Annotated in this window: 13 protein-coding genes; 7 read left to right on the top strand and 6 right to left on the bottom strand. The window is 65.9% G+C overall.

Going from position 1 to position 11,013, the window contains the following annotated elements; translation table 11 throughout:
* From AC3AYF_RS12720 to AC3AYF_RS12705, 4 genes are all read right to left on the bottom strand, one after another.
* Window positions 1-319, bottom strand: a 319-nt coding sequence (locus AC3AYF_RS12720; RefSeq protein ID WP_487779811.1) for a P-loop NTPase family protein, incomplete at its 3' end; no start/stop codon positions are given.
* 82 nt (window positions 320-401) lie between these two features.
* Window positions 402-713 (bottom strand): YfhL family 4Fe-4S dicluster ferredoxin, encoded by a 312-nt coding sequence (locus AC3AYF_RS12715; protein ID WP_487779810.1) that lies wholly within the window; start codon window positions 711-713, stop codon window positions 402-404.
* The gene (coaD, locus tag AC3AYF_RS12710; protein WP_295034984.1) at window positions 670-1,161 is read right to left on the bottom strand and encodes a pantetheine-phosphate adenylyltransferase; all 492 of its coding nucleotides are present in this window, start codon (window positions 1,159-1,161) and stop codon (window positions 670-672) included. Before coaD ends, AC3AYF_RS12715 begins: the two co-directional genes overlap by 44 nt.
* Window positions 1,162-1,253: 92 nt before the next feature.
* Complete coding sequence (locus AC3AYF_RS12705) at window positions 1,254-3,131, bottom strand: beta-ketoacyl synthase (RefSeq protein ID WP_295035070.1); 1,878 nt, start codon at window positions 3,129-3,131, stop codon at window positions 1,254-1,256.
* Between the two features lie 442 nt (window positions 3,132-3,573).
* Between AC3AYF_RS12705 and trmB the strand changes: the two genes are divergently transcribed.
* The 5 genes from trmB to AC3AYF_RS12680 all read left to right on the top strand — a co-directional run bounded on the left by trmB (window position 3,574) and on the right by AC3AYF_RS12680 (window position 7,357).
* The gene (gene trmB, locus AC3AYF_RS12700) at window positions 3,574-4,263 is read left to right on the top strand and encodes a tRNA (guanine(46)-N(7))-methyltransferase TrmB (protein ID WP_295034986.1); all 690 of its coding nucleotides are present in this window, start codon (window positions 3,574-3,576) and stop codon (window positions 4,261-4,263) included.
* Window positions 4,260-4,589, top strand: coding sequence for a DMT family transporter (locus AC3AYF_RS12695; protein WP_295034988.1), 330 nt, complete (start codon window positions 4,260-4,262; stop codon window positions 4,587-4,589). The genes trmB and AC3AYF_RS12695 overlap by 4 nt, the downstream gene beginning before the upstream one ends.
* 140 nt (window positions 4,590-4,729) lie before the next feature.
* On the top strand, window positions 4,730-6,178 hold the full coding sequence (gene dacB / locus AC3AYF_RS12690) for a D-alanyl-D-alanine carboxypeptidase/D-alanyl-D-alanine endopeptidase (protein ID WP_487779809.1): 1,449 nt from the start codon (window positions 4,730-4,732) through the stop codon (window positions 6,176-6,178).
* A gap of 148 nt (window positions 6,179-6,326) precedes the next feature.
* A complete protein-coding gene (locus AC3AYF_RS12685) occupies window positions 6,327-6,791 on the top strand; it encodes an META domain-containing protein (protein ID WP_295034991.1) in 465 nt (154 codons plus the stop codon).
* A 41-nt stretch (window positions 6,792-6,832) separates the two neighbouring features.
* A complete protein-coding gene (locus tag AC3AYF_RS12680; RefSeq protein ID WP_295034992.1) occupies window positions 6,833-7,357 on the top strand; it encodes a GNAT family N-acetyltransferase in 525 nt (174 codons plus the stop codon).
* Here the strand turns inward: AC3AYF_RS12680 and AC3AYF_RS12675 are convergent, their stop codons facing one another.
* Window positions 7,358-7,774, bottom strand: coding sequence for a hypothetical protein (locus AC3AYF_RS12675; RefSeq protein ID WP_295034993.1), 417 nt, complete (start codon window positions 7,772-7,774; stop codon window positions 7,358-7,360).
* A 168-nt stretch (window positions 7,775-7,942) separates the two neighbouring features.
* Here AC3AYF_RS12675 and AC3AYF_RS12670 point away from each other — a divergent pair, with 168 nt between their 5' ends.
* A complete protein-coding gene (locus tag AC3AYF_RS12670; RefSeq protein ID WP_295034995.1) occupies window positions 7,943-8,683 on the top strand; it encodes a TSUP family transporter in 741 nt (246 codons plus the stop codon).
* Window positions 8,684-8,717: 34 nt separating this feature from the next.
* On the opposite strand, the gene AC3AYF_RS12665 is transcribed toward AC3AYF_RS12670, so the two are convergent.
* A complete protein-coding gene (locus tag AC3AYF_RS12665) occupies window positions 8,718-9,653 on the bottom strand; it encodes an AraC family transcriptional regulator (RefSeq protein WP_295034997.1) in 936 nt (311 codons plus the stop codon).
* A gap of 206 nt (window positions 9,654-9,859) precedes the next feature.
* Here AC3AYF_RS12665 and AC3AYF_RS12660 point away from each other — a divergent pair, with 206 nt between their 5' ends.
* Complete coding sequence (locus AC3AYF_RS12660; RefSeq protein ID WP_295034999.1) at window positions 9,860-10,930, top strand: NAD(P)-dependent alcohol dehydrogenase; 1,071 nt, start codon at window positions 9,860-9,862, stop codon at window positions 10,928-10,930.
* Window positions 10,931-11,013: the final 83 nt, after the last annotated feature.

The following is an 11,013-nucleotide window of genomic DNA, read 5'->3' as shown; positions in this document are numbered from 1 at the left end:
GGACGATGCGGGCGATGGCGCGGCGAACGGATTGGCTCAGCACCCGCCAGAAGCCCAGGTCGAGCCAGATGACGACATCCGCTTCGTGCCACTTGATATGACGCGTGCGATCGAAGTTGCCGTCGATGACCCAGCCGTCCGGCGACGCTGCCATGGCCCGGCGGAGACGAGCGAAGAACTCGTCGTCGGGCGTGCCCTGCCAGCCGGCTTGCCAGTAGAGCTGGTCGAGCTGGATATGCGGGACCTCCAGCACGCTGGCGAGCTGCCTCGCCAGCGTGCTCTTGCCGCTGCCACTGGTACCGACGACGTTGATCTTCATGGTGGGCGTTTCGCGAGTGACGAGCGCGAGCCGGATATCCGGTCTGCCCGTCTGCAGGTCATTGGGAGAGCGTCGAGCCGGCTCAGGCCGCGGTGATGATCCGGTATTTTTCCATCAGTTGCTCCTTGCTCTCCTCGCGCTCGGGGTCGAGCGGAATGCAGTCCACCGGGCAGACCTGCTGGCACTGGGGCGCGTCGAAGTGGCCGACGCACTCGGTGCAGCGGCCCGGATCGATCACGTAGATCTCCTCTCCGGGCGAGATGGCATCGTTGGGGCATTCCGGCTCGCAGACATCGCAGTTGATGCATTCATCGGTGATCATCAGTGCCATGTAACCGTCCTCGCGGCGCTCACGCGCCGTCTGCCGCGAACCGCCGGCGGAGTGCATCGACAACGCACGGCGATACGTGTTGGGAAACGTCCCCGCCGAGGCGCGCGATCTCGCGCACGAGGGTCGAGGAGATATACGAATTTTCGATCTCGGGCGTCAGGAACAGTGTCTCGACATCCGGTGCCTGGGCGCGGTTCATGTTGGCCAGCTGCATCTCGTATTCGAAGTCCGATACCGCTCGCAGCCCGCGCAGGATGATGCGCGCCCGCTGCTGGGCCAGCAGCTCGGTGAGCAGGCCGTTGAAGCCGATCACCTCGACGTTGGGCCACTCGGCAACCACCTCGCGCGCCAGCGCCTCGCGCTCGGCGAGCGGAAGCGTCGGCTGCTTGCGCGGACTCTCGGCGACGGCGATCACGACCTTGTCGAAGATCCTCGCGGCGCGCTGGATCAGGTCCCGATGACCGTTGGTGATCGGGTCGAAGGTGCCGGGGTAGACGACGATGTTCTGCATTCAGGAGACTCCGCGCTGACCGGGAACGTGGCGGACGGCCGACTCCTCGGTCGAAGTCGATTTCCTGTCCGAGCGTCGTTTACGGGCCGATCTCAGTCCAGTGTACCGAAAGGGTTGTCGACCTTCAGCGACACGGGGTTGGCGTAGCCGGGTATCCGGATCGCATCGCGACCGACTTCCAGCTCCGGGCCCTCCAGCACGCCTTCGCCGAAACGGTAGATGACCTCGAACCGTCCGGCATCGGCGGCGGCTTCGTATTGCGCCGCGGCGATGAGCGTCTGCTCGCGACGATGGCGCCAGTCGTCGAGCGCGCGCTGGCCGTGACGCTTGGCCAGCAGGCGTTCGGTCACCTGCGGCGACAGCAGCAGGCCGGTGGCATTGTTGCCGCCGAACCCCTTGGCATTGATGAAGCTGCAGTCGGCGTCGAAGCCGAGCGGCTGCTGGAAGAACCGCAGCCGCTCGGCGTGGACGTCGTCGGCGACGGCGTCGAGGGTGGGGATGCCCGGTACCCAGCCGTGGGCGAACGTGCCGAGTGCGCTGGCGATCTGATCGCCGGCGGCGCTGCCCTGGGAGTGGCCGATGAACGCCTTGACCGCGGCGACCGGCCAGTTCTCGATGCCGTTGGCCCGGGCCACCTGGTCGAAGATATGCGACTCGGTGGTGCGATTCTTCGGCGTGCTGGTGCCGTGGGCGTGGAGATAGCTGCGCTGCCGCACGCTCTGCTCGCCCAGAATCGAGGTGGCCAGGGCCACCGACTTGCCCAGGGTGAGATAGTTGCCGATGCCGGGGGCGGAGATCGAACGCTTCCAGCCATCGGCATTGACGTTCACTTCGGGCACCGCGGCCAGGATCTGGGCACCGGTCTCCAGCACCAGCGAATCGTCCATCAGCAGTACGAACTGCGAAGCCTCGGCGATGGTGAAGCCGCAGTTGCGGGCAAACGGGCGGCAGGCCCGCTGGTAGTCCTCGTCGGTCAGCAGTTCCAGCGCATCCAGCGCCATCAGGCTCTGGTCGTCGGCCAGCGCGCTCATGGCGCGGAAGCCCTCGATGATCTCCGGCGTCACCGGCGCATCGCTGGTGCCGACCATGACGATCCGGCGGCGACCCTGGCGGATGTCGTCGATGCCCAGGCGCAGATTGTAGAGGAAGGTGGCGCAGGCGCCCTGGATCGCGCCCGTGGCTCCGACGCTGCCCAGGACGTAGGCATTGAGGAAGTCCGCCGGCATCTGGCCATAGCCCAACGGCATCTGCTTGGATGTCGTGCGGTTTCCGGTGACGAAGCTCTTGAGCATGCCGCCCCAGCCGGCGTCGTCGAGCTGGCCGATGGAGTTGCCGGCGTAGACGGCGATGGCATCCGGGTCCACCCGGTTGCGCAGCGATTCCCAGTCGAGCCCGCTCTGGCCGAGACAGTCGCTGGCGCCGAAGATCGCCATCGACAGTCCACGCGGGTGGTGAACGCTGCGATAGAAGGTCTCCGGCGCGAAGCCTGCCGGTAGACAGCCGGCGGCCCGCACCAGCGCCTGCCGCCGCTCGGGCAGCAGCGTGTTCAGCGTGCCGGCGGGCACGCTGACCTCGACGGTCTGCTTGTCGAGCTCGCGGATCTCCCAGCCTTCGGGCAGCGGCTGCGGCAGCTGGCGCCGAGACGTGGTGAAGCTCACGGGCTGCGAAAACGTCAGCCGCATCTCGCGATTGCCGGGGATGCCGGCTTCACGGAAGGCGTCGTCCTCGATGCGCCGGATCAGCGTGTGCTTGAGAATCTGCTCGCGATAGCGGGCGACGACCGCCTCCTCGCCAAGCGTCTCGCCATCGGCACCTTGCCATTGGCCATCTTCGCAAGGAGTGACCAATTGCATCAGGGTCGCCAGTGCAACGAGCGTCCGGGTCTGCTCGGCCGCTGGCAGAACGTCGAGAATCGTGCGGCGGTAGGCCTGGTGCCCGGAGGTTCTACCCGCGGCGTTGACGCCGCCCATACCGACGATTACCGGTAAATGTGACAAGCCACGTCCCTCATGAACATTGGGGCAATCGGTGACCATGACATGGGGATGGATCGACTGCGATGAAAGGAGATCCCCGCCGAGAGCTCAGCTTTCGGCCCGGGCCGGTGGAGAAAAACCCCCGAGCGAGTAGGGAAGACAGTGATCGCGCATGCCATCGAAGGCCGTATTGCCAGGATTGGCTGAATGTGGGCAGGGATGATACACCTGCGCGCGCGCGCCGTCATGCCACGCGGGCCAAGCTATCGTTCGATCGCCGCTGCGAAGGTCGGGCCGGCGGCTGGTAGGGTCTGTTGCCGTTTCAGCGCGAACCGCGTTGCTGCGCCAATGGTGTCAGGCCAGGCGCGGCCGTGCATGCAACGGCGACAGACCCTAGAATGCTCGGCCTGTCGCCAGTCCTATTATCGGTGTTCTCATGCAAGCGTCATCGCGCGCCATCGTCTCAAGTCAGCAGCGGCCGCACCAGGATCTGGTGCGCCGCGTCCAGCGCGCCCGCGACAGCGAGTGGAAACGCCCGCCCGCCGAGCATACGCGCCTGGCCTTCGAGAAGGCGGACCAATGGCTGGAGGCCCAGAGCCGGCCGCTGATCCTCGATGCCGGCTGCGGCGTGGGGCTCTCCACCCGTCGGCTCGCCGAGCGTCATCCCGACCACGCCGTGATCGGCGTGGATCGCAGCGAGCTGCGACTGTCACGAGATCACGGGGCACTGCCGGACAACGCGCGACTGGTGCGCGCCGATCTGGTCGATTTCTGGCGCCTGGCGCTTGCCGCCGGGTGGCGGCCGGCGCGGCACTACCTGCTCTATCCGAATCCTTATCCCAAGAGCACCCAGCTCAAGAAGCGCTGGCATGGGCATCCGGTCTTTCCCTCGCTGCTCGCGCTCGGCGGGGCGCTGGAGCTGCGCTCCAACTGGGCCATCTATGTCGAGGAGTTCGCGCTCGGTGTCGAGACGCTTCTCGGGGTCGAGGGCGAGATCGCTGCCTTCACGCCTGGCGCCACGTTCATGACGCCATTCGAACGAAAATACTTCGAGAGCGGCCAGGTCCTATGGCGCTATCGCGTCGATCTCGCGCCCTCGCTACCGCACGGGGAGTCCGTCCGATGAGCTATCTGCTGCTCGCCCTGGCGATCGTCGCCGAAGTCGTGGCGACCAGTTCGCTGAAAGCCTCGGCCGGTTTCACACGCTGGCTGCCCAGCCTCGTGGTGATCGTGGGCTACGGTTTCTCGTTCTATGCGCTGTCGCTGGTGCTGAAGTCGCTACCCGTCGGCATCACCTACGCGATCTGGGCCGGCCTCGGTATCGTACTGGTGACGCTGATCGGCATCGTGTTCTACGGCGAGAAACCGGATCTGCCCGCCTACCTGGGCATGGGGCTGATCATCGCCGGTGTGGTCGTCATCCAGGCTTTTTCGCGGCTGTCGTCGCACTGACCGCCGCAAGGGCTGCCCTTTTCTCAGCGCTTCTGTCTTTTGGTACTTTGGCATGACACCAGGCATCGCCTCCGGGGGGCGTTAATTGGTACGCTCTGGACCAGTTGGGCCCTCATTTTCCTCTGGAGCGAGCATCCATTATGCGGCGATGGCTAGATCGGAGTTCTCTGTTTCTCGGTGCGTTGTCACTATCGGTAGTCTCTGTCGTCGCCCAGGCGGCCGGGTTCGATCATGTTGCCCGGCTCGCCGACAAGGGGTTCGTGATCAGCGCCCAGGCGCAGTTGCTGGATAGCGGGGAGGTGCTGGGCGCGCTCAACCCTTCGCAACCGCTGTCGCCGGCGTCCGTCACCAAGCTCTACACTGCCGCCGCCGCCCTGGATCGCTGGGGGCCGCAGCACCGTTTCACCACCCGCTTCGTCTCTACCGGCGCGCTCGATGGCAACGGCGTCCTGCACGGCGACCTGGTGCTCGAGGGCGGCGGGGATCCGGCGCTGACCTCGGAAGAGCTCTGGCGGCTGATCCAGAAGCTGCGGGAGCTCGGGGTCTCCAGCATCGATGGCCAGCTGGTGATCAGCCAGTGGCGGTTCGGCCCGGTGACCTGCGAGACCAGCGATCGCTGCAAGACGCGGACGGAGGGCACCAACGCCTACGCGTCGCTGCTCTCTTCCGCTGCGGTCAACTATGGCAGCTGGTGCGCCACGGTGATGCCGGGCGTGGTCGGCCAGCCGGCACGGATCACCAGCTGCGACACGGTGGCGCCGACCCTGCGGATCGAGAACGACGTCACCACGGTCGCCGCGGGCGGCGGTGCCGACCTCTACGCCAAGCGGGTGACCGACAGCCAGGGGGACACGCTCAAGATCAGCGGACGGATTCCTGCCGGAACCTATCCACGCCCCATCTACAAGGCGAGCTCGGATCCGGCGGACCAGACCGGGCAGACGCTGCTGTCGCTACTGCGCCAGGCGGGCGTTCCGGTCAGCGGCGGCTACGCCGTCAGTCGTCAGCCTCCGCCCCCGAGCGCCAAGGACCTGGCCGCCGTCGAGGGCAAGCCGTTGCAGGAGCTGCTGCTGCGCACGCTCAACTACTCGAACAACTTCATGGCTGACACCTTGGCGCTGGATTTGACCTCCGGCACGCAACGGAATCTGCCGGACGCCGGGCGGGAGCTCGAGCGGTACGCGACCAGCCTGCCGGGACACGGCGCGGCGATACTGCGCAGCGGTAGCGGCCTGACGCCGGAGAATCGGGTCTCGGCGCAGAGCGTCAACGCGCTGCTGGGGGCGATGTACGGTAATGCATCGCTGTTTCCCACCTTCGTGGCCGGCATGCAGGTACCCGCCAACGGGCCGATGCATTTCATTCGTCGCGGCAGCCAGACCTTCCAGGACCACGTGATGCTCAAGACCGGCACGCTCAACGAGCCGGTGACGGTGCGCGCGGTGGCGGGCTATTTCCGCACAGACAGCGGGCGTTGGGGCAGCTTCGCCGTGCTGGTCAACGGTACCGCGTCGACGCCTTATCTCTCCTGGCGCGAGACGCTGCCGATGGTCGCCGACGATCTGACCGCGATGATCGATCGCCATTAGGGCGGTTCACACGACGAGCCGCGAGCCGCGTGAATCGTGCGAACAGGTCTGGCTTTTTCGCCGAAATGGGGCGGCCCGGATTGTCTCCGCGGCCGCCCGCGCGCAAAATCGCCCCTTTCGCTCCCGCTTCCCACATGAGGACATCAACGTGTTGTCACGCCTTTCCCTATTCGCCGCCGCGGTCGTCGTGAGCGTTGCCGGTTGCGCCTCGAACCCGGATGACGACAGCGCCGCAACCGACGCCAACGCGCCGGCCGCCAGCGAACCCCTGGTCGGTACCTACTGGAAGCTGATGACGCTCGACGGCGAGCCGGTTCCGGTGGCGGATAACCAGCGCGAAGCGCACCTGGTGCTCGATGCGCAGGGGCGCGTTTCCGGCTCGACCGGCTGCAACCGGCTGATGGGCGGCTATCGGCTGGAGGGCGATACGCTGACCTTCACCCAGCTCGCCTCGACCCGAATGGCGTGCCCCGGGGAGATGGCGACCCTCGAGCAGGGGTGGCTGGCGACGCTCTCCGAGACGGCGCACTACTCGATCTCCGGGCAGTCGCTCGTGTTGAAAAATGCCGGTGACCGAACGCTGGCCAGGCTCAAGGCCAATGCGCTGTATTGAATGCCGCGCAAGCTCCCCGATTCGACCGCGAGAACCGTACCTTGACCCTGATCGACTGCGAGTTCGACCTGCACGGCGATGCCGTGCTGACGATCTTCAACGACGCCATCCTCAATACCACTGCGCTCTACGAGTATCAGCCACGGACGCGGGCCTTCGTCGAGCAGTGGTTCCGGACCAAGCGCGAAGGCGACTGTCCGGTCGTCGGCATGCTCGACGGTGCTAGCGGCCGGCTGATGGGGTTCGCCAGCTATGGCCCGTTTCGGCCCCATGCCGCCTATCGCTACAGCGTCGAGCACTCGGTCTACGTGGATGGCGACTTCCGCCAGCGGGGCGTTGCCAGGCAGCTGATGACGGCGCTGATCGCGCGCGCCGAGGCCCAGCAGTACCACACCCTGATCGGCGGAATCGATGCCGCCAACGCCCCCAGTATCGTGCTGCACGAACGGCTGGGCTTCGAACACGCCGGCACGGTCCGCCAGGCTGCCTTCAAGTTCGGGCGCTGGCTCGATCTGGCTTTCTACCAGCGGATCCTGGCGACGCCGGAGCACCCCCGCGCGGGTTGATCAGGGGGCGTCGCCGTCGGTGTCCGACCGGCCGGTGTCGCTATCGTCGTCGATGGCGTCCGTCGGCGTACTCGGCAGCGCGTCGGAACCCATCGCCAGCTTGTCGGCGTCGGCGATGTAGACCTCCTGGCTGCTGCGCAGGAACAGGCAGAGTTCCTGGCCGGCCTGACCGTTCATGTGGTCCTGCGGGTAGTGGCCCTGGATCAGCAGTGCCGTCATGCCGGCTTCGTCGTCGAACAGCACCGGCTCGCCAGCCGGCGCGGCATCCGGAAACTGGCTGGCCTGCTGGCACTGTTCGATGACCGCCCGGTCGTGCTCCTGCCAGGCGTCGTCGCTGGAGGCGTGGGCGGGGCCGGCCATGGCGAGCAGGGCCGTGGCGAGACAGGCGGAGGTCGTGGGGAGCGTGGAACGGCGCATGATGAAAACGGTCCTTGTTGCCGATGGGGGAAGGGGCCGATGGCGTGTCACCGGCTGCCAGGTTGGTGAGCGCATCGCGCCTGCCGGTCTGGCGGATTCTCCACGACGTCATCCGCCGTGGATCTTTCTCGGGCACTGTAAGCCCGTCGTTGGAGTATAGACCCCGTTATGGCACTACCCGTTGCATTGCTGTTCCTGGTCGTGGTGTTTTCGACCTCGGTGCTGTCCGGCGTCTTCGGCATGGCCGGTGGGCTGGTCCTTCTGGGCTTCCTGCTGGCCTGGTTGCCGGCGGCGACGGCGATCGCCGTCCACGGGGTGATCCAGCTCACCGCCAACGCATCGCGTGCCTGGCTGTCGCGGCGATTCATCGACTGGCGCATCGTCGCCATGATCGCCTGCGGCGTATTGATCGCGGCCGCGTTACTGGTCCTGGTGCGCTACTCCCCCAGCGAGACGGTGGTGCTGATCGTGCTGGGGCTGATGCCGGTGATGGTATGGATCCCCAAGCGCTGGTTCCACTTCAATGTTGCGCGGCCGGGGCATGCCGTCCTGTGCGGACTGGTCTCCGGGGGATTGACCATTGCCGTCGGGGTATCCGGCCCGACCATCGATATCGGCTTCATCCGCACCCAGCTCGATCGGCGCACCGTGGTGGCGACCAAAGCGGCGATCCAGGTCATCGCCCACAGCCTCAAGATCCTCTTCTACTGGCAGGCGGCCCTGGCGATGGATCGTGGTGAGTGGGGCTGGGTGGCGCTGGCGATTCCTTTCGCTTTCCTGGGCACGCGCACCGGCAATCTGGTGCTGTCCCGGCTGACGGATGCCGGCTTTCGCTACTGGACGCGCTGGATCGTCACCGTGGTGGGCGCCTATTACCTGATCCGGGGGCTGATGGGGCTGTGGACGTGATCGCCCCCGATGGAAGGCCGGCCGCGCACGACGTCTACTCCTGAGAGGGACTGACACCGAAATAGCGCTTGTACTCGCGACTGAACTGCGAGGTGCTGCGATAGCCGACATCGACGGCGGCCCTGGCCACGTTGATTCGCTGCTGGCCCAGCAGAACCCGCGCCCGCAGTAGCCGCACGCGCTTGAGATACTGCACCGGCGACAGCTGTGTCACGCGCTTGAAGTGGTGATGAAAGTGGGAAGCGCTCATGTTGGCACGCTCGGCGAGCGTCTCCACCGTCAGCGGCAGTGCGAAATGACGATGGAGGTAGTTCAGCGACTCGGCGATGCGTGCGTAGTGTCCCTGCTGCTGCACCAGTTGCCGCAGCGACTGGCCCTGGGGGCCGTTGAGCGCCGCGAACAGCACCTCGCGCACCCGACCCGCGCCCAGGGCCCGGCTGGTACTCTCGTCCTGCAGGCAGTCGGCCAGCCGTTGCACCGCCTCCGCCATGGGGGCGTCGATCGAGACCGCCGCCATGGGTTCGGGGGAGCGGCCATGGCTATCGGCCGGTGCCGGCAGATGGTGAACCAGCTCGCTCAACGTCAACGGGTCCACATCGATGGACAGGCCCAGCAGCGGCGCCTCGGGGCGGGCGAGCGTCTCGCACTCGAAGGGTAACGGCATCGCCTGCACCAGGTAGTTGCCGGGACCGTAGTGAATGACCCGGTCCTCCAGATAACCGATCTTGTCGCCCTGCGCGATGATGAACAGCCCCGGCTCGTAGATCAGCGGCGTGCGCGGACAGCTGCACGCCGAGGCGATCAGCTTCACCCCGTCGATGGCGGTGTCGGAGAAGCCGTCGGTCCTGGCCAGCGGCGCCAGTGTCCGGGCCAACTGCGAAGCCCAGTCGGCGCCCGGCCGAGGCGGTTCGAGGGTGCCGTTCCGCGAAGGCTCGTCGCCTGGCGTGACCTGGAGTGAGCGCTCGAGCATGACGTCTCCCAAGAGGTGATGTGGAGGATCAGCGTATTGTGCATGAAAATAGCGTTATAAGATAACAAAGGGCGCTATTCCAAGAGAATGTGACGGATGTTCGACAGGATTCGGCATGGCGGGCGCCGAACGTATCGACCACACTGGCTCCGTTTCCGCGCCCGTTCCACGGTGCGCCATCCCTTCTCTCGATCAAGGTTACCGTTATGACTCAGACTACCGCCACGCCCGCCAAGGGTTATGCCGCACACTCCGCCACGACGCCGCTGGCCCCTTGGGACTTCGAGCGCCGCGCGCCGCGCCCGGATGATGTCTCGATCGAGATTCTCTACTGCGGCGTCTGCCACAGCGACCTCCACTTCGCCCGCGATGATTGGGGCATGGCCTCTTATCCGGTGGTGCCGGGGCACGAGATCGTGGGCCGCGTCACCGCCGTGGGCGACGACGTCAGCCAGTACCAGGTCGGCGATCTGGTCGGCGTCGGCTGCATGGTCGACTCCTGCCGCCAGTGCAAGGCGTGCCAGGATGGCCTGGAGAACTACTGCGCCGAAGGCTTCGTGATGACCTACGGCAGCCCCGACAAGCACGATGGCACCCTGACCCAGGGCGGCTACTCCGACAAGGTCGTGGTCAGCGAGCGCTTCGTCGTGCGCATGCCCGATGGCATCGACCTCAAGTCCGCCGCGCCGATCCTGTGCGCCGGTATCACCACCTATTCGCCGCTGAAGCATTACGGCGTCAAGCCGGGCGACAAGGTCGGCATCATCGGGATGGGCGGCCTCGGCCACATGGGGGTCAAGCTCGCCAAGGCGCTGGGTGCCGAGGTCACGCTGTTCACGCGGTCCGAGTCCAAGAAGGCCGAGGCCAAGAAGCAGGGCGCCGATCACGTGGTGATCTCCACCAGTGAAGACGAGATGGAAGCGATCACCGAGACCTTCGACTTCATGCTCGACACGGTGCCGGTGCAGCACGACATCAATCCCTATCTCAATGCCCTGAAGCCGGATGGCACGCATATTCTGGTCGGCCTGCTCGAGCCGATCGATCCGGCGATTTCTGGTGCCAACCTGGTGTTCCGTCGTCGCGTGCTGGCCGGTTCGCTGATCGGTGGCATGCCGGAAACCCAGGAAGTGCTCGACTTCTGTGCCGAGAACGGCATTACCTGCGACGTCGAGATGATCAACATCGATCAGATCAACGAGGCCTGGGAGCGGATGCAGAAGGGCGACGTGAAGTATCGCTTCGTGATCGACATGGCGTCGATCAAGGAGGGCTAAGAGCTTCGAGCTAAGAGCTAAGAGCTACGAGCTTCGAGCTTCGAGCTTCGAGCTTCGAGCTTCGAGCTTCGAGCTTCGAGCTT

The organism is Salinicola sp., from assembly GCF_982684285.1.
The sequence above is the reverse complement of the archived record's forward strand: the minus strand, read 5'-3'. Positions and strand labels throughout refer to the sequence as shown.

Bases quoted from the DNA above. Each gene is read 5' to 3' on its own strand.
- AC3AYF_RS12695 (WP_295034988.1), top strand. From the start codon at position 4,260: ATGAGCTATCTGCTGCTCGCCCTGGCGATCGTCGCCGAAGTCGTGGCG.
- AC3AYF_RS12660 (WP_295034999.1), top strand. From the start codon at position 9,860: ATGACTCAGACTACCGCCACGCCCGCCAAGGGTTATGCCGCACACTCC.
- trmB (WP_295034986.1), top strand. From the start codon at position 3,574: ATGCAAGCGTCATCGCGCGCCATCGTCTCAAGTCAGCAGCGGCCGCAC.
- AC3AYF_RS12670 (WP_295034995.1), top strand. From the start codon at position 7,943: ATGGCACTACCCGTTGCATTGCTGTTCCTGGTCGTGGTGTTTTCGACC.
- AC3AYF_RS12665 (WP_295034997.1), bottom strand. From the start codon at position 9,653: ATGCTCGAGCGCTCACTCCAGGTCACGCCAGGCGACGAGCCTTCGCGG.
- coaD (WP_295034984.1), bottom strand. From the start codon at position 1,161: ATGCAGAACATCGTCGTCTACCCCGGCACCTTCGACCCGATCACCAAC.
- AC3AYF_RS12675 (WP_295034993.1), bottom strand. From the start codon at position 7,774: ATGCGCCGTTCCACGCTCCCCACGACCTCCGCCTGTCTCGCCACGGCC.
- AC3AYF_RS12705 (WP_295035070.1), bottom strand. From the start codon at position 3,131: ATGGGCGGCGTCAACGCCGCGGGTAGAACCTCCGGGCACCAGGCCTAC.
- dacB (WP_487779809.1), top strand. From the start codon at position 4,730: ATGCGGCGATGGCTAGATCGGAGTTCTCTGTTTCTCGGTGCGTTGTCA.